Annotated in this window: 20 protein-coding genes and 2 pseudogenes; 11 read left to right on the forward strand and 11 right to left on the reverse strand. The window is 71.2% G+C overall.

Annotated elements, in window-relative coordinates; translation table 11 throughout:
• Positions 1-67: 67 nt before the first annotated feature.
• From WMF29_RS10020 to WMF29_RS10060, 9 genes are all read right to left on the reverse strand, one after another.
• Positions 68-1288 (reverse strand): hypothetical protein, encoded by a 1221-nt coding sequence (locus WMF29_RS10020; RefSeq protein ID WP_437328620.1) that lies wholly within the window; start codon positions 1286-1288, stop codon positions 68-70.
• Positions 1289-1617: 329 nt separating this feature from the next.
• Complete coding sequence (locus WMF29_RS10025) at positions 1618-1758, reverse strand: hypothetical protein (RefSeq protein WP_437328621.1); 141 nt, start codon at positions 1756-1758, stop codon at positions 1618-1620.
• Between the two features lie 218 nt (positions 1759-1976).
• On the reverse strand, positions 1977-2159 hold the full coding sequence (locus WMF29_RS10030) for a hypothetical protein (RefSeq protein WP_437328622.1): 183 nt from the start codon (positions 2157-2159) through the stop codon (positions 1977-1979).
• Positions 2160-2266: 107 nt separating this feature from the next.
• Positions 2267-2557: an RNA recognition motif domain-containing protein gene (locus tag WMF29_RS10035; RefSeq protein WP_276597748.1), complete on the reverse strand. Its 291-nt coding sequence runs from the start codon at positions 2555-2557 to the stop codon at positions 2267-2269.
• A 529-nt stretch (positions 2558-3086) separates the two neighbouring features.
• Positions 3087-4157 carry a DUF2169 domain-containing protein gene (locus WMF29_RS10040; protein ID WP_437328623.1) on the reverse strand — a complete coding sequence of 357 codons (1071 nt, stop codon included), beginning with the start codon at positions 4155-4157 and terminating at the stop codon, positions 3087-3089.
• Between the two features lie 31 nt (positions 4158-4188).
• Positions 4189-6369: a type VI secretion system Vgr family protein gene (locus tag WMF29_RS10045; RefSeq protein WP_437328624.1), complete on the reverse strand. Its 2181-nt coding sequence runs from the start codon at positions 6367-6369 to the stop codon at positions 4189-4191.
• A gap of 177 nt (positions 6370-6546) precedes the next feature.
• Entirely contained in the window at positions 6547-7107 is a 561-nt protein-coding gene (locus WMF29_RS10050; RefSeq protein ID WP_437328625.1) for an NADPH-dependent FMN reductase, read from the reverse strand.
• A gap of 419 nt (positions 7108-7526) precedes the next feature.
• Positions 7527-7958: a type II toxin-antitoxin system VapC family toxin gene (locus WMF29_RS10055; RefSeq protein ID WP_437328626.1), complete on the reverse strand. Its 432-nt coding sequence runs from the start codon at positions 7956-7958 to the stop codon at positions 7527-7529.
• Positions 7955-8254: a type II toxin-antitoxin system Phd/YefM family antitoxin gene (locus WMF29_RS10060; protein WP_437328627.1), complete on the reverse strand. Its 300-nt coding sequence runs from the start codon at positions 8252-8254 to the stop codon at positions 7955-7957. The genes WMF29_RS10055 and WMF29_RS10060 overlap by 4 nt, the downstream gene beginning before the upstream one ends.
• 437 nt (positions 8255-8691) lie before the next feature.
• On the opposite strand from WMF29_RS10060, the gene WMF29_RS10065 reads away from it, so the two are divergent.
• The 3 genes and pseudogenes from WMF29_RS10065 to WMF29_RS10075 all read left to right on the forward strand — a co-directional run.
• Complete coding sequence (locus WMF29_RS10065; protein ID WP_437328628.1) at positions 8692-8898, forward strand: hypothetical protein; 207 nt, start codon at positions 8692-8694, stop codon at positions 8896-8898.
• Positions 8899-9093, forward strand: a pseudogene (locus WMF29_RS10070) (HNH endonuclease); the annotation flags it as partial. It lies immediately after the preceding gene.
• Between the two features lie 264 nt (positions 9094-9357).
• Positions 9358-9504, forward strand: a pseudogene (locus WMF29_RS10075) (NAD-dependent epimerase/dehydratase family protein); the annotation flags it as partial.
• 73 nt (positions 9505-9577) lie between these two features.
• Here WMF29_RS10075 and WMF29_RS10080 read toward each other — a convergent pair.
• Entirely contained in the window at positions 9578-10465 is an 888-nt protein-coding gene (locus WMF29_RS10080) for a hypothetical protein (RefSeq protein ID WP_437328629.1), read from the reverse strand.
• Between the two features lie 448 nt (positions 10466-10913).
• On the opposite strand from WMF29_RS10080, the gene WMF29_RS10085 reads away from it, so the two are divergent.
• The 8 genes from WMF29_RS10085 (at position 10914) to WMF29_RS10120 (ending at position 19286) form a co-directional block, all read left to right on the forward strand.
• On the forward strand, positions 10914-11837 hold the full coding sequence (locus WMF29_RS10085; RefSeq protein ID WP_437328630.1) for a Rieske 2Fe-2S domain-containing protein: 924 nt from the start codon (positions 10914-10916) through the stop codon (positions 11835-11837).
• A 129-nt stretch (positions 11838-11966) separates the two neighbouring features.
• On the forward strand, positions 11967-13463 hold the full coding sequence (locus WMF29_RS10090; protein WP_437328631.1) for a DUF692 domain-containing protein: 1497 nt from the start codon (positions 11967-11969) through the stop codon (positions 13461-13463).
• Positions 13464-13466: 3 nt separating this feature from the next.
• Positions 13467-14213, forward strand: coding sequence for a nucleotidyltransferase domain-containing protein (locus tag WMF29_RS10095; protein WP_437328632.1), 747 nt, complete (start codon positions 13467-13469; stop codon positions 14211-14213).
• Positions 14210-15283, forward strand: a complete 1074-nt coding sequence (locus tag WMF29_RS10100) for a hypothetical protein (protein WP_437328633.1) — start codon at positions 14210-14212, stop codon at positions 15281-15283. Before WMF29_RS10095 ends, WMF29_RS10100 begins: the two co-directional genes overlap by 4 nt.
• Positions 15231-16631, forward strand: coding sequence for a hypothetical protein (locus WMF29_RS10105; protein WP_437328634.1), 1401 nt, complete (start codon positions 15231-15233; stop codon positions 16629-16631). Before WMF29_RS10100 ends, WMF29_RS10105 begins: the two co-directional genes overlap by 53 nt.
• Positions 16632-16718: 87 nt before the next feature.
• Complete coding sequence (locus WMF29_RS10110) at positions 16719-17741, forward strand: TauD/TfdA family dioxygenase (RefSeq protein WP_437328635.1); 1023 nt, start codon at positions 16719-16721, stop codon at positions 17739-17741.
• Between the two features lie 355 nt (positions 17742-18096).
• Positions 18097-18558: a DUF6036 family nucleotidyltransferase gene (locus WMF29_RS10115; protein ID WP_437328636.1), complete on the forward strand. Its 462-nt coding sequence runs from the start codon at positions 18097-18099 to the stop codon at positions 18556-18558.
• Between the two features lie 110 nt (positions 18559-18668).
• The gene (locus WMF29_RS10120; protein WP_437328637.1) at positions 18669-19286 is read left to right on the forward strand and encodes a hypothetical protein; all 618 of its coding nucleotides are present in this window, start codon (positions 18669-18671) and stop codon (positions 19284-19286) included.
• Between the two features lie 307 nt (positions 19287-19593).
• On the opposite strand, the gene WMF29_RS10125 is transcribed toward WMF29_RS10120, so the two are convergent.
• A complete protein-coding gene (locus tag WMF29_RS10125; protein ID WP_437328638.1) occupies positions 19594-20730 on the reverse strand; it encodes a hypothetical protein in 1137 nt (378 codons plus the stop codon).
• Positions 20731-20828: the final 98 nt, after the last annotated feature.

The raw sequence follows: 20828 nt of genomic DNA on the forward strand, positions 1-20828 counted from the left end.
GCTCGGGTCCCGTCGCGCCGCCGAGCACGAGCGGATTCGTCTTCCGCATCCCGGCGCGTAAGCAAATTCAGAAGGCCGGGTAGCAGCTCTTGCCGTCGGTGGTGATCGGTCTGTCCTCGGGCTCGGCCTGCGTGAGGTCGATGGCGTGGAGATCCGTCACGTCGTCATGGCGCAGGCAGTAGACGAGGGACGTCGCGTCGGGAGCGATCGTCGCGCTATCTATGTAGGTGCCGGGCTCGGCGAGCACGAGGGGGGATATCATGGCTGTGGCCATGTCGTAGACCAAGAGGGCGCTTGTCGCTACCGTGGTGTCGTTGGCCGGAACATCGATGGTTCCGACGAAGACAAAGCCGCTGCCGTCGCCGAGCCAGCTCGCCGTCGTGAGCGAGGGCCGCACCTGGCCTGCGCCGTAGCCCTCATCCACGAGCTTCGTGGGGCTGGTGCCGCCCCCTCTCGGATAGAGAAAGATGCCCTGATCCTCCGAATTCACGCACACGCTGTGAATGAGGAGGATTTCGCCGGTGGCCGGGTTGACCGAAGGTTCTATCACCGTGCAGCTCAACACCGTGGGGAAGGGCTCCGGCAAGCCACCTCCCGCGGGCACGCGCCACGGGAACGAGCCTCCTTGGAGGCTTGTCCCCTCGTACCACCAGTTGCCAAAGTCATAGAGAATGCCGGTGCCGTCGGCCGTGAACCTCGGTGCGTCCACCGAGATTTCGAAGTTCGTACGGCCCTCGCCGTCGTTGGGAAACACCGGCGTGAGGCGGCGGAAGTCGGTCCCGTCGGTGGCGAGGCTCCAGAGGCGGCGGGTCGCGAGGTGGGTGTCGTTGTCTTCCTTGGTGGGGCCGTAGAGCGAGGCGAGGACGATGCGGGTGCGGTCGGGCGAGAGGGTATGGCCCCAGATCTCCCAACCTTCACTGCCGTCGCCGCGCAGATCGGTGACTACGCGCTCGGCGCCGGTCGCGAAGTCTCGCGCGATGAGATGGTCGTGATCGGCCGTCTCTGCGCGCACGTAGAGGAACGTGCCGGCCGGGAGGGCACCCGCGCCGGTGGACGAGCCACCGCTGCCGGAAGCGCCCGTCCCGTCCGATGTGCCGGTGCTGCCGGAGGAGCCGCTCGGACCAGCGCCCCCGCCGCCGGAGGTGCCCGCGCTGCCGGACGTGCCCGCGCCGCCGGCGGTGCCCGATGTACCGGTGGACGACGCGGTCTCGATTGTGCACGCCAACGTCGAGCTCGCGACGATCGCAACGAGACTGAAAACTAGCCAACTGTTCTTCGTCGGAATCATGCGACCAGCCTAACAAATTCTACTCACGCGCATTTGTCTTTCAATCCGGCTGGATCTCGGGCTCGACCAGGTGCGCTCGAGCCCCATCGTCGGCTTCGACTTCGAGCTCAAGACCGTCGAGTCGTTGCGCCAGGGTCGCATCAAGGCCACGCACCTCCAGCGGCAGTATTACGAGGGGTACCTCGATGGCCAACGTGCGACGAAGCCGCTCGGCGCGGTTTGTCGATGGCGCGATTGCCGTCCCGCTTGCGTTTCGGAGCGGGCTTGTCGTTCGCCATCGCGGACTCTTCCGGCCTCGCAGGGCGTCGTCGCTGGCTCAGCTACCCCGACTAGGGGATTTCGGGGTCGGTGTGCCTTCGCCACTCGTTCCGCGCGCTTGAGTAGGCGGTCCGGGCGGCGAGCTCGCGCTCCACGCCGGTGATGGCGGGCATCTTGCGATGGCACAGCTCCCCGGGAAGGGTGATCTCCACCTGAGTTCGTGCTTCACGCAGCGTGCCGGGCCATCCTCCGGCGGCGGGGCGGCCTTCTCGATGGAGGTCTTGACGCCAACGCCTGGCCCACGCCTGGCCCAGCGCGTTTGCGCTCTGCTCGATGAATCGTTGCCGCACGGTCGCCTGCGCCGAGCCGTCCTGGTCGGTTGCTGGCTCTGACGGGGCGCGCTCGGCGCCCTGGCTCGGCGCTGCGCGCTTCACTCGGTGACCGCAGGCTGAGGCCCCGGGACGATCCCTGCGATGTCCGGATCCTCTCCCGGTGTCCCGCTGACGGCGGAGCCCTTTCCCGTGCGGCGCGCGAGACGGTTCGCGTCTTTCTCGCGCTGCTTCTCTTGCCGTTCGCGTTCCTTTTGCCGCTTCAATGCTCCTTGCCTCTGCATGCGAAACAGGCCTTTCGGCGCCTCCGGGCGCGTTCTTCAGCACCTCATGGTGCGTCCTGAAAGCGCAGGCGTGGCGGCGCACGAGCGCCGCCACGCCGCGCCCGTGATCAGTACCGGTCGCGACCGCCGCCGCCGCCGAAGCCGCGCGCCGGACGCTCCTGCGCTTCGTTGACCTTCAGCGCGCGGCCATCGAGCATGGCGCCGTTCAGCTGCGAGATGGCGCTGTTCGCGGCCTGGGCCGTGCCCATGGTCACGAACGCGAAGCCGCGCGGCTGCCCCGTCTCGCGGTCGGTCGGCATCGCGATCTCACGGACCTCGCCGGCCGCGGCGAACGCGGACTCGAGGGTCTCGCGGGTGGTGTTGAACGAAAGATTTCCTACGTAGAGACGATTTCCCATGCCATCCTGCTCTTTTACGGCTTTCTGGTGCGCTCTCGGCCTGCCATCCGACGAAGCCGTGACGGATCGAACGGAGACGTGCGGCGCGGAACTCCCGCGCGATCACACGGTGCGTCGTCCAGTCGTCCGAGCGAGCTGCAATCTCCCTCACGGGTGAGGGAAGAGGGAAAGCGTCGTTATCGAGGGCCAGGGACGGTCGTGAGGAGGGCATCCTAGCCCGGTGCATCGTCGTCCGCAAGCGGGCCGTTCCGTCTTCCGTCGCTGACCCTGCCGCCGACCGCAGGCAGCCGGCGAATAACGAAGTTGCATGGGGGCGAAATGGCCGATGTCCGCGATCGGCGTGCACCTCGGCCCCGGACCCTGCGATGGCCCGCCGTGAACTGAGCGGGGGCCTGGCGCCTGCGCCCGCGCCCCTCGCGACCGCGCAGCGTGCCGAACGGGCCCGGCCCTCGGCGCGAGAACGTCAATCTCACGTTAACATCCGCTCGCCCTGGACCGGGGTTAGGCGGCAGGGGAGCGCGCGCCGGCCTCACCGGCCGTGCGCGATCCGGTAACTCCCCGGGATCAACGCGGGCGCCGGCCCGCCGTACAGCGTCGCGGTGCGCCGCTCCTCCTTGCGGACGTGGTACTCGAACACGCAGCGGAGGGAGAAGAACACCCGCCCTTCCCCCGCGACGATCCCTATCTGATCGAGGTGCATGGGAAAGACATACTCCCGCTCCTCGAGCTGCACATGGATGTGCATCCGCAGGTCGGGCATCGCGAAGGCGAGGTCCCCGCCGCGCAGGCCGTGCGTGAGCCGGATCCCGTCGCCCGGTCTCGGCTCGCCGCCTGGCTCGATCATCATGCCCGGGTGCCCCATGTTGAAGAACGTGGGGAGGATGTCCCTGTGCCCCACCTTGAATTCGGGCGCCCTGTCAGGCGTGAGCCGGCCCGGGTCCGGCGCGGCGGCGCTCGTCGCGGCCTTCACGCGGAGCGCGCCCTCGGCGGGGTAATAGCCCAGGCCGACGGGATCGGGGGTGTCGCCGAACGAGCGGAGAAGCCGGTTCGGGTCCTCGAGGTTGGGCAGCGGCTTCCCGAGCGCGCTCTTCGCGTCGAGGTAGAACCCTCGCCCCGCCGGGTTGGGCGTGAAAGGCATGTCGAGCCCGTAGTCGGTAGGGCACGTCCCGCCGAAGGCGCGCGCGTAGTCGAGCTCCATGGAGACGAACGACTCCGGCTCGCTCGGGACCAGGGCGCCGCCGGGCCCGGGCGCCCAGGAGCGGTCGCCGAAGACGGCGATCCGCCGCCGGAAGGTCCGGCCCGCCTCGAGCTCGACGTCGAGGCGCGGCCTCGCCGCGCCGCCGGGCTGGCGCACCTTCCCGCCGAGCAGCACGTCGATCCCGCCCATGTAGAACGGCTTGTCCCCGGGCATCTTGCCGAGCGCCGTCGCGACGGGCTCGCCCGAGATCGGCCACGGCTCGTCGGGCGTGGCGACGAGCGCGCCGCCGGCGACCCGGAAGGTGGGCCGCGCGATCGCGCAGCCCAGCATGTGGTCGTCGCTGCGCGCCGACGCCGTCCTGAGGAGCTGCGCCGGGTGCCTTGTCTCGTTGCGAAGCTTCACGGATCGAGCCCTCTCCGCCGCGGCGCCGCGCTCAGCAGTTCAGGCGCACGGTGCCGCCGTCGAGCTTCTCCGTGGCGCTCCCGTTGGTCACGTAGATCCCGTCCGAGGTGATCTCGATCTTCGCGGACTTGCCCTCGGCGTCGGTCGAATTGCCGATCTCGAGGACGATCTTCTTCTGGGCCCGGATCCGGATCGTCGAGTCGGCGAACAGGGCGAGATCCGGTCCGCCGATCTGGACCTCCTGCTCGGACTCGACGCGCACCTCTCCGGCGCACGTCATCTCCAGCGCGCCGTCGGTCACAGCCCACTCGAGCGAGCCCGCGCTGAGCGCGCAGTGCCCGTCGACGACCTGCTGCATCGTGCCGCCGACCGAGAGGGTGAGGTTGCCCGTGACACGCCTCGACTCGTCGTCCAGGGACGAGATCGCGTGCGCCCCTGTGACGACGACCGTCCGATCGCCGGTCACCTTGACCGACTCGTCCCCGCCGACGCACGCGCTGCGGTCCCCGGCGACGATGTCGCGGCGGTCCCCGACGACGCTCGCCGTGTGATCGCCCGCGACCGAGAGCCAGCTGTCGGCGCCGACCGAGGTGGTCTGATCCGCGGCCACCGTCCTGGTCTCGGCCGCGCCCACGGTCACGGTGCGCGCGCCCGAGACCGTCACCGTCTCCGCGCCGCCGACGGCCTTCGTGCGGTCGCCTGTCACCGCGAGCGCATCGTCGCCGCCGACGTTGCGGCGCGCGTCGTTCAGCGCCTCGAGCTTCAGGTCGCGCTGGGCGCGGAGGTAGACCTCCTCCCGGCCTGACTGGTCCTCGAAGCGGAGCTCGTTGTACCCGCCGCCTCCCGGGGTGCTCTGCGTCCGCAAGGCCGATCGGGTCTTCTCAGCGGGGAGCGCGTACGGGTAGGGGCTCACGACCGTGTACACCCGCCCGGTCACGATCGGCCGGTCCGGATCGCCGTCGAGGAACTCGACGAGCACCGCGCTCCCGACGCGCGGGATGTGCATCGCCCCGTAGCCGGCCCCCGACGCCATCTGGGCGACGTGGACCCAGCACGCGTTCTCCGAGGCGCTGCCGTTGCGATCCCAGTGCAGCCTTACCTTCACGCGCCCGTCGCCGTCCGTCTCGATCTCGGCCCCCTGCGTCCCGACGACGGTCGCGGCCTGGGGGCCGGCGATGCGCGGCTTCGGCGTCCTGCACGGGGGCCGGAAGGCGACGCCGGCAGGGACGCACTCGAACGTGCAGCGGTACCCCTCCTTGCTGTCGAACCGGGCCGCGTGCTCGAGCCGGGTGACGAGGTACTCCGCGTTGAAGCTCTCCCTCGGATGATCCTCGAGCCGGAACCGCGCGCCGGGCGCGAGCCGCACGGAGCAGGCCTCGCCCTGTCCCACGGCGGCGGTCGCCTGGAGCGCGTCGAGGCGGACCTCCGCCGCGGGGCTGGCCGGGTACGCGAACACGGCGAGGTCCGTGTGACGCCCCTTCTCGGCCGCCGTGTCCACGACCGAGGCGGGGTTCTCGAACGGCACGTCGCGCGTCGTGACCTTCCCCGGCCGGACCCGCTGCGCGAAGCGGAACGAATCGACGCCTTCTCCGGTATGGAGCGCCCCCGTCACCGGCCGATACCGGAGCTCCTTCGGGGAGATGGGCGAGTGGACCTGCGCCGTGTCGGAGATCATCAGGGTCGCGCCAGCGTCGGTGTGCTCGAAGTAATAGAAGATGCCCTCTTCCTCCATGAGGCGGCTGAGGAACGCCCAGTCCGACTCGCGGTACTGGACGCAGACGTCGCGCGCCTCGTAGCTGCGCTGGAGCACGATCTCGTAACGCCGGACGCCGCCGAGCTTGAGCACCCGCTCGATGACCTCGGCCGTTGTGACGCCCTGGAAGATGCGGCAATCGTACCGCTGGTCGAGGAGCCAGACCTCCGGCACCAGGGTGGCGCGGTAGGCGGCGCGGTGCTCCGAGGTGTGGACCTGCTCGAACCCGCTGACGATCCCGTGCAGGTGGCGGGCGCTGGCGCCGTGATCGAGCGTCAGCACGGCCGACTCGGCGACGAGCGCGTCGAGGTCGAGGTCGGTGTCGGCGCACTCGACGGTGATGTCGAAGGCGTAGAGCTGCGACATCGCCTCCGCGCCTGAGAGCTCCTTCACCTCGAGCGAGGTCTTGAGTCCATCGATCGTGAGTCGTGCGCGGACGAGGGGCGGTGCCACGGCCATGAGAACCTCGGAAGAGTTTCGACCATCAGAGCCGATGTCGCGCCGATGTGCAAACCCGTCGCGCGGGCCGGCCGCGCCGGGCGAGCTGTGCGGTGCAGGTGCGATGTGCCGCGCCTCGATGGGCCCGCTCGGTACGCCGCGTGGCGCGGCCGTGCGTGAAGGTCCTGGAGCCGCTGCTCACCCGGTGCGCAGCGTCTTCATGGCGCCGGCCCACGCGAGCAGCTGATCGAGCAAGGCGAAGGCGGACTTCTCGTGGCGGGGGCGGGGCTTGAACACGCTGAAATTTTCGAAGTCGTCGAACAGAGAGAGCATGACCTGCGCGCGCACGTCCGCGATCTGGAGCTCGGCCATCACGAGCCGGAGCTGCTCGACGGCGCGCGAGCCTCCCGCGCTGCCGTAGCTCACGAAGCCAGCCGCCTTGTTGTTCCACTCCTTGTACAGGTAATCGATCGCGTTCTTGAGCGCGCCCGAGGTGCCGTGGTTGTACTCCGGCGTGACGAACACGAAGGCGTCGAACGGATCGATCTTCGCCGCCCAGGCCTTGGTGTGAGGCTTCGTGTACTGTCCCATCGACGGGGGCGCCGGCTCGTCGAGCAACGGCAGGTCGAAGTCCTTGATATCGACGAGCTCGTAGTCGGCGCCGCCCTTCTTCAGCGCCACGTCGTGCACCCACTTCGCGACAGCCTCGCCGTTGCGGCCCGGCCGCGTGCTCCCCAGGATGATCGCCACCTTCAACATGTCTTCTCTCCAAGGCAATAGCCCCTCTCCGCTCGAGCCGGCAGGCGGCGTGATGCGCATTCCCACGACGCCGCGGTGGAGGGGAGGGGGCTCACGAGGTTGCTACCAGCTCGACGCTACTACCAGCCAGGCAGGCTTCCCGCCAGCCAGGTGTCGCGGGAGCGCGCGATCCCTCGACCCGTACCGCCGCTTGCACATCCACGCGCCGAGGCAGCGACCGCTCGTGGAGCTTGTGGGCGTGCGGCGTGCGCAAGGCCCGCTCCGGCGCCATCGGCAGTCCGAGCCGTCGGCCGATCGCCTCGTGAACGGCTCAGGTCGCCGCCGCAAATTCGTCCTCAGAGCTGCGCCGCCCTTGAGCGGCCGTCGCGCGGACCTGCGCGGCGATACCTGGCTTCGCTGCCGATACGATGACTCGGCCCCTACTTCTTCTTTCTGCTCGACCAGCTCTCGATCGGCAGGCCCTGAAATCGCTGAAAGTCTCGAATGTTCGCCGTTACCAGGATCAAGTCGTTGCTCTTCGCGATGGCGGCGATCTGCCCGTCCACGAACGGTGCCGGCGTTCCCTTCGCATCGAGGCGAGCGCGCTCGTCGGCATGCCATGCCGAGGCCGCGGCGTCGTATGGCAAGATGGGAAAAGACACGTAGACGACCTCGCGCAGGTACGCCTCCAGTGCTGTGCGCCGCTTGCCTGAGGGCAGGAGCCGACAGCCGTACCACAGCTCGTGCCATACGGGGGCGGCGAGCGCACTCTCGTGCGCGTGGGCCTCGATCTTCGCGAGCATCGCCTCGTCGGGAGCCTTCTTCATCGGCTCCGAGATCGTGGAGGTGTCGAGCAAGAAGCGCGGGCTCACAGCTTGACCTGTCGACCCGGTGAACGGTCGCGAACGGACGCGGCGAAGTCGCGCTCCAGGCCCACCTCCTCGAGGACGTGCCGCTTTCGGAACGCACGGTATGCGTCGCCGAAGCTCGGTCGATCCGCGCTCAGCCGCTCGAACTCCTCCCGGGACAGGACGACCGCCACGGGGCGACCTCGCCGGGTGAGCTCGACGACTTCACCCGCTTCCGCTTGCTCGATGATGGAGGGGAGATGGGCCCGAGCTTCTGCGACGGAGTAGCGATGCGCCATGCCATAGATGTACATCAACATGTACATTCGTGCAACCGGGCGGGATGGCTCTGGTCCACGCCCAGGTCGCGCAGCTCGGCGGCAGGACCGGACCGGTCTTGGCGCCGGAGCACTCCCTCTGACGAGCCCGCCGACGATAAGTGGCTCGCGACCAACGAGTCGGCACAGGGGTTCACGTGCGTGTGCTGTCAGCCTGCATGCGCGTGCTGCCAGACAGGAGATGACGGCGGCTGTGCCATCCGCGTCGCCACACGTCGCGAGCGCCTGCCGTTGCCCCTGCGCTCCCGGCCTGATATGGGTAGGGTGGCTGCCATGAGCTGGACCGAGGATGACCAGAGCAGGCTCGACCGCCTCCGTGACAGGGAGCTTTCCGGTACGCTGACGCAGCCCGAACAGGAGGAGCTCGCGGCGCTGATGGCGCGGATCGAGGCGGAGGAGGCCGCGATGCTTGCCCGGAGATGGCTCGGCTGCGTGCCGAGGCTGGCGACCTGGCGGCCGAGCTGGCCAGCGTCGAGGGCGAGAACGAGCAGCTGGCCCAGCTCATGGCACAGCAACAGGCCCTCGTGACCGACACGCGCAGATTCCTCGAAGAGTTCGAGCGGCGCCGCGCGTCCATCCTCGACGGACTTGCCCGCGTCGCCGGCGGGCCGCTGCCCGCTGCATGAATGGCCGTCTCGACTGAAGCGCGCGCAATCGTCCGGACCGCCTTCGGTGGACGGTGTGGTTACTGCGGTGTTTCCGAAACGTCGGTGGGGGGCGAGCTGGAGATTGATCACTTCCACCCGGTTGCTGCGGGCGGCTCCGACAAGATCGAGAACCTCGTCTACGCTTGCACCGCGTGCAACCGGTTCAAGGGCGATTATGCTCCCGCGCACGATGCACCTGACAGCTTGCGGCTTCTTCGCCCTCAGCATGACGATCTCGGCGCGCACGTCGAGGAGACAGTCCACGGCCGGCTGATCGGGCTCACGCCTCGCGGCTGGTTTCACATCCAGCGTCTTCATCTCAACCGCACGCTGCTCGTCGAGCGGCGCCATTGGCACCACGTCCTTCAGCAGCAGAAAGCCGACCTCTCGCGGTCACGAGGCGGAGGCGCGTCTGCGGCGGCGAACGAACCCGGCGGCATGACCACCGTCTCCATTCGCCCGCGCCTCGTCTGGGGCCCAACGGATGCGACGGTGCTGCCCGTCGTGCTGCGCAGGGCGCGGGAGGGGAGCTTCGCCTGGCTCGACGGCGGCGGCGCGTGCACGTCGACGACGCACGTCGCGAATCGTGGCCGATGCCGGGCCGTTTCAGCCGCCGTTTGCGCGGGCTGGGCGTGACGGCTCGATGCCCGCCGTGCGTTCATTGCGCGCGAGCGCCGCGGCGCTGCGCAAACAGCCAGCGCCATGTCGCATCCTCGGCGTAGACATCGACGAACACGGCGTGCCCGCCGCGCGCGAACTCCGTGAGCGTGAGCGCCTCGTCCGCGGACGCGTCGGTGCCGGGACGCCAGACGACCTGGCCGCCATCGAACACCGCGGTCGAATCGGACCCCGGCGGATAGCTCAGCATCGGATTGCCGCTCGGGACACCCCGCAGCGCGGCGATGGCGGACACCCAGGTCGCGGACATGTAGTTCGGCACGATCTCGTCGTCGAAGGCGTGGAACGCGCGCACCGGCAGCGTGCGCAGACCCGCCGCGAGCTCACCCGTCTGCGGGCAAGCGCCGCAGATGGGGAGCGCCGCCGCCAGCCGCTCCGGATGGACAGCGGCGTAGCGCCACGTTCCGCATCCACCCATGCTCGGACCGGTGAGATAGATGCGCTCGCGATCGATTTCGTGCGTTGCGAGCAGGTAGTCGAGGAAAGCGTCGATCTTCGCCGGGTCCCATTCGCCGGGCGACTGCGGGGCGGCGATCAGCACGCCGGCGTCGACGAGCGGGGACGACATGCCGAACAGGCGCGCGCGCGCCAGATAACGCAGCGGGGGCAGGCGGTGGATGATGGCGCGCGGGTGCGTACCATCACCGCGGCTGCCCCCGCCGTGCAGCACGAGCAGGAGCGGGCGCGGCCCCGGCTCCGGCGGCACGTACTCGACATATCCGTAGGGCGACGCCGTCGACCCGATGGGATGCGCCTGCATCATCAGGGCAGGGATCACGTAGCGCAGCGCGAGCAGCGCGAGCCCCGTCGCCGCGACGACGGCCTGCGTCGCCCTCCTCGCGCGGCGAGCCCAGCGAGGTCCTGACACGCGGCCGAGCCTACACTGCGCCGAGCATGGGGGCCATCCGCGTGCTGCGCTCCTTCCGGCGCGAGCGTGGCTCGCCCACGGGGGGTGGTGTACTTTGGCCGAAGGTGGCGTCTTTTGAACCGCCAAGTCGCCAAAAGACGCCAAGAAATACATAAAAATCTTGGCGTCTTCTGGCGTCCTTGGTGGTTCCATCATTCCGGCAGGGCAGGGTAAGTACCCCACCACCCGCCCCGGATGCCCAGCAGCTCGCGTCCGGCCGCCCGGCTGCTCGTCAGGCGCGCCGCGCGCGGCGAGGGAGCGTGCCAGTGCCTCGGCGCACTCACGCCTGCGAGGTTTGCTGGTAGAGTGACGTTCTCATGCCGCGATCACCGGCACGATGAAGCCCCTCCGCCCGGCGCTGCATGAGCGCGCGGGCGACCCCGACAGACGCTGAGCCGAGGAGATCCACGTGAGCGCTCGAATTCCCCTGCAGCCTTTCCCCCGAGGCTGGTTCCAGGTCGCCACCTCGGACGAGCTGTCCACGGGCGGGCCCATTCCGCTCCGCTGCTTCGGGCAGGATCTGGTGCTGTTCCGGACGCAGGACGGCGAGGCCCGGGTCCTCGACGCCCACTGCCCTCACATGGGCGCGCACCTCGGGGTGGGCGGCCGCGTCGAGCAGGGCGGCATCCGGTGCCCGTTCCACGGATGGGTGATCTCCGGCGAAGGGAAGTGCGTGCACATCCCTTATGCGGACACGATCCCGCCGAGAGCGAGGACCCGCGCCTGGGAGGTACGGGAGCTCGACGGCCTGATCCTGGTCCACCACGCGCTGGGCGGCGAACCTGCCGCCTTCGAGATCCCGCCGCTCGCCGAGGCGCGCTCGACGGAGTGGTCCCCGAAGCTGAGCAAGCGCTGGCGGGTCCGGACGCACGTCCAGGAGACCCTCGAGAACATCGTGGATCCTGCCCACTTCGTGACGGTTCACGGCATGCTGGTGCCGCCCCGGACCGAGATCGAGATCGAGGGCCACATCATCCGATCCAGGTCGGCGGTGAAGCAGAAGGGCCCGGGAGGGCAGGTGGTCGACGGCACGATCACCTGGGAAGGCCACGGGATGGGGTACGGGACGATCCGCTTCACCGGCATCGTCGAGCTCCTCTTCGTGAACACGGTCACCCCGATCGACGACGAGCTCGTCGACATCCGCGTCGCCTTCTGGCTGCGCAACGACGGCGCGCAGCGCCTCGGACAGGCCCTGGCCGCGGAGGTCTGCCGGCAGATCGAGGAGGACATCCCGATCTGGGAGAACAAGATCTACCGCGCTCAGCCCGTCCTGTGCGCCGGTGAGAAAGGCATCATGACGTTCCGCAAGTGGAGCAGCCAGTTCCTCTGACGCGCGGGGCGCGGCGGCGGAGCCTATCCGAGCGGGGCTCTCGCATCTCGGGTGAGCTCGACTTCTAGCCGATCCCGATGCCCTCTGTTCCGGATCCCTCCGCGCGGGCAGACTGAGGCAGGTCCCCGCGTGCTCGTGCCCGCCCCCAGATCGCCCCTCTCCGGCGTCAGCGTCGTCGGCGTCGGATTCCGCCCCGAGCTCGCCGCCGACTTGCTGTCCGCGCCCGGCGCCGTGGATTTCGTCGAGGTCGTGGCCGAGGCCTGCTTTGCGAGCCCGGCCGCGCGGCGCGAGGCCTCGGCCATCGCGCGGATCTGGCCGGTGGTGCCCCACGGCGTGAAGCTCTCGCTCGGCAGCGCGTCGGGCATCGACATGGAGCGCGCGCGCCGCCTCGGGGCGCTCTGCCGGGAGCTCTCGGCCCCGGTCGTGAGCGAGCACGTCGCGTTCGTGCGCGGCGGCGGCCGGGAGATCGGCCACCTCACCGCCCTGCCGTACACGCTCGAGGCGGCGCGCGCCGTCGCGCGGAACGTCGCCGCCGCCCGGCGGGCGCTCCCGGACATCCCCCTGCTGCTCGAGAACGCGGCGTGCACGCTGCGGTTCCCCGGCGACGCCCTCGGGGAGGGGGAGTTCTATGCCGAGGTCGTCGACCGCACCGGGTGCGATCTGCTCCTCGACGTCGGCAACGTCTATGCGAACGCCGTCAACGCTGGCGTCGATCCCGGGGAGCTCGTCGGTTCCTACCCGCTCGAGCGCGTGGCGATGATCCACATCGCCGGCGGCGTCGTGGAGCACGGCTTCTACTTCGACACGCATGCCCATCCGGTCCCCGCGCCGGTGTTCGTCCTGCTGGCCCAGGTCGTTGCTCGCACCGGGCCGCTCCCGATCCTCCTCGAGCGCGACGGCGACTTCCCGCCCTTCGCCGCGCTCGCGGCCGAGATCGCGACCGCGAGGGCGATCGCCCGGTCCGCGCCGTCCCGACCGACGTTGACCCGACCGACGTTGACCGGGCCCGCGCTGGCGCCGTCCCGACCGACGTTGGCCGGGCCCGCGCTGGCCGAACCCACGTTGGCGCCGACCCGACCGGGGTTGCCCGCCTCTCGCGCCGCGTCGCTGAAAAATTCTTCCGACGCCTCACCCCCATCGGCGTCGGCGCTCGCCGAGGTCCAGGCCCGCGTGGCCGAGCTGCTCACCTCACCCGTCGATCCGCCGCCGGAGGCCGTGGCTCCCTTCGACGCCGAGGACGTCGCCCGGTCGCGCGCGATCCTCCAGCGCAAGCGCGTCGACGACGCGCTCCCGCTCTTGCCGCGGCTCTCGCCTCACCGCGAGGCGGTCGCCCGCCTCGGGGCCCGGTGTGTCGAGGCGTCGCCGCGGGCCCCGAGCCTCACGGCGGTCGCCGACGCGCTCCGCATCGCCGCGGCGGCGGTGGACGACGCCCGGCTCGCGCCCGAGGCGATCGTCGACCGCCTGCTGCTCCGCGCCCGCTTCGTCGGGCCCGCGGGCGACGGGAGCGTCAAGCCCAGGCTCCTGCCGTTCATTCGGCGAGAGCGGCTGCCGGGAGGTCGGGTAGTCTGGGCGATCAAGGGGATGGGCTCGAGCGCCGAGGTCCGGCTCATCGAGCCGCGAAGGTAGACCATGAACGAGGGATCCATCGCCACGGGGAGCGCCGTCTCCAGGTTGCCGGCGCCGGTGCAGGCGCGGCTCGTCGAGCTCAAGGAGGGCCTGGAGCGGACGCTCGGCGACGAGCTTTCGTGCCTGCTCGTGTACGGGAGCGCGGCGCGGGGCGGCTACCGCGACGGGCAGAGCGACGTCGATCTGATGGTGGTGCTCGAGCAGGCCTCCCGCCAGAGCCTCGACGCGATCGCCAACGCGCTCCAGATCGCGCGCTACGCGGCCCGCATCGAGGCGATGATCCTCACCGCCGCCGAGATCCCGCGGGCCGCGGACGTGTTCCCGCTGCTCTACGACGACATCCGCCGGTGCCACGTGCTCCTCTCCGGCCGCGACCCGTTCTCGGCGCTCGTGATCGACGGCAAGAACCGCCGCCTGCGCGTCGAGCAGGAGCTGCGCGAGGCGCAGATCCGCCTCCGGCGCGCGGTGGTGGACGGGATGGGCGCCGACGACGCCTTGAAGGGCGCGGTCTCCCGCAAGGTGAAGCAGATCCGCGGCCCGCTCCACGCCCTGCTCGGCCTGCACGGGATCGAGGGCGGCGACGATCTGGGCACGGTGCTCGCCGGATCGGGCAAGCTCCTCGGCGTCGACGTGGCCCCGCTGCAGCGCGTCCACGAGGCGCCGGGCGCGGCCTACGCGGCGCTGGCAGAGCTGCTCGCGCGCGCGGTCGACGACGTCGACCGGCTGGAGCACCCGGAGGCGGCGCGATGATCCACGAGATCTTCGACTTCTTCCCGTTCAACATGGGGTCGGGGCCGGCGTTCCTGCTCTTCTATCTGGCGCTCTCGATCGCCGGCCTCGTCGTCGCCATCCTGGTGCGCAGCGCCGTCGGCGCCTCCCTCGATCGCTCGGCGCAGCTGAGCGGCGCCGCGGCGGTCGCGGGGGCGCCGGGGGGCGCGCCTTACCGGACCCCGGCCTTCGCGCATGCGCCGCCGCGGCAGCGGCTCTCGGCGGGCTGGATCCCTCAGCCGGACGAGTACTGGGCGATCGCGTACCTCCGCGACGGGAACAAGGGCGTCGCCGCCACGCTGATCGCGGTCGCGATGGCCGCGGGCTGGCTCGTCCCCGCGGGGGAGGCGAAGGACGCGCCGCAGGCGCTCCACGTCATGGTCGGCTCGGCCCCGCCGGACCGGGTGCTCGCGGCGTTCTTCAGCTCGCTCTCGTCGAGGGGCGCGCACGGCGATCGGATGGTGGCGCTCTCGCTCGATCAGGTGCGCGCCTCCGCCGGCCAGATCGCGGCCCGCTTCGAGCCGGAGCTCCGCGCCGAGCTCGCCGCCGCAGGGATGCTCCGCCCGCGGGGGACGATGACGGCCCTCTCGGCCGTCGTGTGGGCGGTCGGCGTCGGCCTGCTCGGCGTGGGCCTGATCCGCGCCATCCGGGCGGAGGAGCTCGATCGGCCGTACTCGTTCCTGGTGGTGGAGATGATCGCGCTGCTCGTCGCCACGTGGATCGTGGCGCGGACCGCGAGCGCCTACAGCACCATGAAGTCGGACTACCTCAGGTGGATCGACGACTCGACGGTCTCGCTCCGCTCCGACGTCGCAAGCGGCCGCCGCCGGGAGGCGGTGGACATCGGCTTGACGGTCGCCGCGAGCGGCACGGCGGCGCTCGCGATGTCGCCGCTCTTCGGGCCGATGGTCTATGCGATGACCCCGCCCCCGCCGATCTCGACGGGGGGCGGCTCGTCGGGCGGATCGAGCTGCAGCTCGTCGAGCTGCGGCGGCGGCGGTGGCTGCGGCGGCGGCGGCGGCTGCGGCGGTGGTGGTGGCTGCGGCGGGTGACGCCCGCTTCGAGGTGCTCGACGCCCTCGGCCTGTGCCGGCTCACCCGGCGCACCGGCGATCTCGACGGCGCGGTGCCGCTCCGGGTGGCGAAGGCGTGCGTGCCGCTGCTCGAGGGCAACGCGTTCGGGCTCCAGATCACGCTGGCGCGGCCGATCGAGGTGCGGCGGCGCCTCGGGTCGCTCCGCGCCGAGCCGGCGGGCGAGCACCGCGAGGCGCTCGTCCGCGCCCATCGCGCCGCGCTGCCCCGGCTGGTCTCGCAGGGCTTCCTGGCGCCGGAAGGGGCATGGCACCGGGCGCTGCGCGGCGGCCTCGCCTGGACGCGCCGGAAGGGGCTGGGGCCGCCTCGCCTGCGCCTGTGGACCGGGCTCCTGGTGCGCCCCGACCCGGGCCTGTGGCTGCGCGTCGCGGGGGCAGCCAACCGCCGGAACGCGCTGATCGAGGTGAGCGAGGCGTACCTCGCCGACGAGGGCGCCTTCGTCCCGCTGGTGGTCGAGCTGCGCGTCCGCGACGAGGCCCCGCAGAGCCTGCAGCTCGAGGGCGAGATCGGCTGCATCGCGCCGGTGCTCCCCGACGTGCAGATCGAGGCGTGTACGCTCGCGGAAGCGCCCGAGGTGGGGCGGGCGCACGCGGAGTTCTACGACGCGAAGTACTTCGCCGTGAAGAAGGGCCAGGTGACCCGCAAGTACCGGCGGCTCGTGGCGGGCACGGCGGGTGGGCGGAACGCGGGCGCGGGCGAGGGGAGCGCGGGGCCGGCGCGCGTGCGGCTGGTCGTCGCGGGGCCGGCGGCGCCGGAGATCGCCGAGGTGACCGAGGTCACGACCGCGGCCGGGCCGGATCCGGTCCCCTGGCGCGGGGGTGCTCGGCGGCTCGCGTCGATCGTGGTGAGGAACGCCGTCCCGTTCCGCGCGACGTTCGACGGGCACACGCTCGCCGTCGCGCCGGACGCGCCGCGCCTCGCCGACGCGGCGGCCGCGGTGGAGCGCTCGTTCGCGCAGACCTTCGGCGACGAGTTCATCGCCGCGAACCGCGGGGCGCTCTGGTACCTGACGAAGTACTTCACGCCGCATCCGCCGGGCGAGCCGCACTTCTTCGTGAAGCCGTGGGCCTTCACCCGGACGCCGCCGGGCTGGTCGAGCCTGCTCGACGGCGTCAACGGCGACGGCTACGACGTGATGCGCGGCGTGGTCGCGACCGACGCGTTCTTCGCGACCCCGGCGGTGTTCCACGTGCGCCGGCTCGGGGCGCCGATCGAGGTGCCCGAGGGCGCGGAGCTGCTCCGGATCGTGCCCATCCCGCGCGAACTGCTCCGGGCCGGCTTCCGGGAGGCCCGCTTCCTCGATGCGTGACCGGGGTGGACGGCGCGGTCATCGGGTCCGTATGTGCTGGATAAATAGGATGATTTTGCCCTTCGAGCGCCCCCGCGGAGCGCGCCCATGAGCGAGCGATGGATCTGGCCCGGGCCGGAGGGCGGTCCGGCGAGGCTCTTCGACGAGCTCGCGGCGCGCGGCTTCTCGGTGCTCCGCGGCGACACGGCGCTGGCGCCGGAGGAGGCCGCGCGGGCGCCGTGGAGCTTCGCCGAGCGGCTCCTCGGGGCAAGGCCGCTCCTGGTGGAGCGGCAGCCGATCAAGGCCGTGCCGGGCGGCAGGTCGTTCGCCGCGAGCTCCGCGGCGGCGCCGCTCCACACCGACAGCCAGTGCTTCGCGGGCGCGCCTCCGGCGGTGCAGATCATGGCCTGCGTCAGGCCCGCGGAGCGCGGCGGCGGCTGCCTCCTGCTCGACGGCTGGCCGCTGCTCTCGGCGATCGAGCGCGCCGATCCCGAGCTCTTCCGCGCGCTCTTCACGGTGTACAGGCGCATCCCGTTCGTCTTCGGCGACTTCTTCGGGCCCACCGTGTCGCTCCGCGGCGGCGCGCTCGCGCTCACGCACGCGCCGTTCGTGCCGCCGGGGGACGCGATCGCCGCGCGCCTCGCGCGGTTCGTCGAGGCGGCGCGGCGCGAGGTGATCGAGCTGTCGCTCGGCCCGGCGGACATCCTGGTCGTCGACAACCGGCGCATGCTGCACGGGCGGCGGGCGTTCGAGGGGGCGCGCGAGTTCGTGCGGCTGCTCGTCTGGATGGAGGCGCGGCTCCCGTCGCCGCCGGCGTACGACGCGCTCGCCGCGGAGGTCGCGGAGGCCGCCGCGCGCCGCCTCGCCGAAGGGCCGCGCGCCACGCGGCGTCGGCTCGGCCTCGGCGCGCCGCCGCCGCCCGAGGCCCGCCGCCGCCTCGGCCTGGTCCTGGAGATGCTGCGCGGCGTCCCGCCGGGCGTCCTCGCCGCGCGCGAGCGCATCCCCGAGCCCGAGCTCTACCGCCTCCGCGACGCGGCGCTCGCCGCCGCGGAGGAGGCGCTCTCGGGCGACGCGGAGGGCACGGACGACGGCGCGCTGGCGGAAGCGATCGAGCGGATGAGCCAGGGGTGAGCCGCGCTTGCGCCGGGCTGCTGTGCGGAAGAGAGCCGTGGCCATCGGGCGGAAGCTGCGTGGACGGCGCTGTGGACGTCCGCCAGGTCGATGCGGTCGCAGCTGCGCTGGCCTGTCCATCGGCTCCGCCAAGCGGCATGGTACAGTGTGGCCATGAGCGCAGGTGATGAGGCTGCGGAAGCGCGGCGGTTGGCTCGCGCGGGCTGGATGATGCGCGTCTTTCGGCCAGGAGAGGACGAGGCGCAAGCGGAAGCGGACGCCCTCTTCTGGAGCTCCATCCCCATCCAACAGCGTGCCGAGGTCACCTGGAAGCTAAGTCAGGAGCTGTTCGAGCTGGCCTTCCCGGGATCCGCCCATGAACGAAGACTTCCTCGATCTGATTTCCGCCCTGTGCGCCGTTGACGCGAAGTTCTTGGTGATCGGGGCCTACGCCGTCGGCGTGCATGGCCGCCCGCGCGCGACCAAGGACCTCGATATCTGGGTCGAGGCGAGCCCTGAGAACGCGGTGCGGGTGATGGATGCCCTGCGTCGGTTCGGGGCGCCGCTCTCGGAGCTGACGGAGCAGGAGCTCGCTACGCCGGGTATCGGGTTCATGATGGGCGTGCCGCCGCGACGTATCGATGTCCTGACGCAGATCTCCGGCGTCGAGTTTGGCGAGGCGTGGCCACGCCGCGTCGAGGTCGCGTTTGCAGAGAACGTCCGTTGTCCGGTCATCGCGATCGAGGACCTCATCGCGAACAAGCGCGCCGCAGATCGACCTCAGGATCGCGCTGATGTCGAGGCGCTGGAGCGCCTCCTCCGGCTCCAGCGTGGTTGACGTCCGCACAGGCTGCCGGGAAATGCCGCCCCGCGACCAGCGCACCCGCTGCGCCCCCGCCCGCGCTTCGGTGTTGGTGCGGCGCGGCCGCCGGGATACGTTCTCGAGGCATGGCGTCATGTCCTCTCGGAGCGGCCGCGCTGTGCGGGATCGCCCTCGGCTGCGCGGCGTGCAAGCCGGCGGCGCCGCCGCTGCCGGCGCATGCGCATGTCCGCATCTCCATCGACGGCGCCGTCATCAGCCCGGCCAAGACGGACGGCCGTCAATGGGACGGCATGGGCGCGGTCCCGGCGGAGGCGCTCACCGCCATCGGCGGCCTGCTCCGCACGAAGCACCCTGTCGCTGCGGCCGCCAGCGTGGCCGGCTTCGCGGCGGAGGCGGCAGGGGCGGGGACCGAGCCGCCGGAGCCCTTCGGCTCGGCGGAGCTGTTTGTGGGCGGCCGGTCGCTCGGGAGGCGCGCGCTGGACCGCCCGGGGCAACGCGACACCTGCACGCCTGGATGGAAAGGCCCGCCGACCTGGTACCGCGTGCCGCTCACGCCGGATGTCCACCTGAGCGGTGAGCTCATCGACAGGGACCTCGTGAACGACGACTTCATCGGGCGATTCGCGATCAACCACGCTCACCTCGTCGAGGCGCTCCGAGCGCGCACGGTTTATCCGGTGGCGGTCGACGACCAGGCCGCCGGACAGGTGCTGTTCGTCTGGATCGAGGTCTGGCCGGAGTAGAGCGGCGGTCACCCGCTTCGGATACGGGCCCATCTCGGCATTTTCGGTGCTCAGCGCACCGGAGTGCGCTTCCGCGCCGAAAACGCCGATCTGGGCCCGTCTCCTGTGCGGGAGACCGCCGCTCTGCTCTGCATGGTGCAGAGGCGGGCGGAAACCGCTGTAGGGCGACAAACGGGCTGAAGCTGCCTTAAAAGCGCAGATTTCGGACCGCCAAGGCGCCATAAGACGCCAAGATATTTTTATTCTTCTGGCGTCTTCTGGCGTCTTCTGGCGGTTCATTTCTCGCTTGAGCAACGTGAACAGTATTCTAGGGCAGCGCGGCGGGCACCGCTTCGACCCGCGTGCTGACGACCCTCCGGCGCTGCGCGCCGATGTTCGCGAGATCGAAGAGAAACGTCAGCTTGGGCAGCTTCACGCCCGGCGACGGCGCCAGATGAGGCGACCTGAAGCGATCGTCCAGCGAGTCTTCGCGGATGATCGACCTGCCGTCTCCAGGTCTCTTCGTCGGCGTCGGGATCCCGTGCGACGTCCCATCCGGCATGACGACCCGGCTGGTCACGTGGACCGTCACCCTGCTCCCGGCGGCAAAGTCGCCGTTCATCGCCAGCGCACGCGCGGAGAAGCGCTTCAACACGGCCTGGGCGACGCGCCGGAAGTCGTCGCCGTTCCCCGTGTTTGCCTCCAGGAAGCGCACCGAGACCAGCCGTCCCTTCGCGTCCAGCGTGAGCTCGAACGAGCTCTCGGAGTCCGGCGGCACGGCGGATGACGACACCTCCTCCGCGACAGCAGAGGCGAGCACGCCCGCCGCGGGGAAGACCAGGACCGGCTGCCGCCCGTCCTTGGCCGCGTCGCTCCGCGCGGAGCGCTCAGGGACGGGGCGCACCGGGGCGAGGGGGCGCTCGGCAGCGCGGGGACGCACCGGAGGCTCCACCGGCAAGACACCTGGCAATGCCCAGACCGGCGCGCCGCCGAGGCCTGGAGGTGCCGCGGCGGTGGGAGGCGCGTCGGGCGCGCCCGGCGGCGCGTGGGCAGCGTCCGGCGGCGCATGGGCGGCGTCTGGCAGCGCGTGAGCCGCGTCCGGCGGCGCGTGATCGTGGGTCGCCGCGCCGGAGCGAGATGCTCGCGCAGGAGGCGCCTCGGACAGCGCTCGGCCGCGCTCTCTCGGCGCGGCACGCGAGAAGCCGGGATCGACGCCCGTTGCCCGGGCGAGGACCTGGCGGGGCTCCGTCGCTCGGGCTTCCGGCGTCCTGGGTTCGTCCAGCAAGACATCGGTGTCCAGCACCAGGAGCGGCTCGAGCTGGTCGCTCGCGCCAGCCCGCGCCGGCGCCTCGAGGCCCTCCGGCACGAGCACACGAGCCGCGATGACGCCGCCCGCGTGGAGGAGGAATGCTGCGAGCAGAGAGAGGGAGCCCCGACCGCGCACCGGCCGGCGCGAGGGTATCACGTGGGCGCGCTTCCGATGGCCTCACACCGACGTCGGAAACTGGCTCCGTGCGCCGCATCGCGCGGGCGCTCCAGCCAGTTCTGCGAGGCGCCCGCTCG

The organism is Sorangium sp. So ce381, from assembly GCF_051473845.1.
GTDB classification, from domain to species: Bacteria; Myxococcota_A; Polyangia; order Polyangiales; family Polyangiaceae; genus Sorangium; species Sorangium atrum.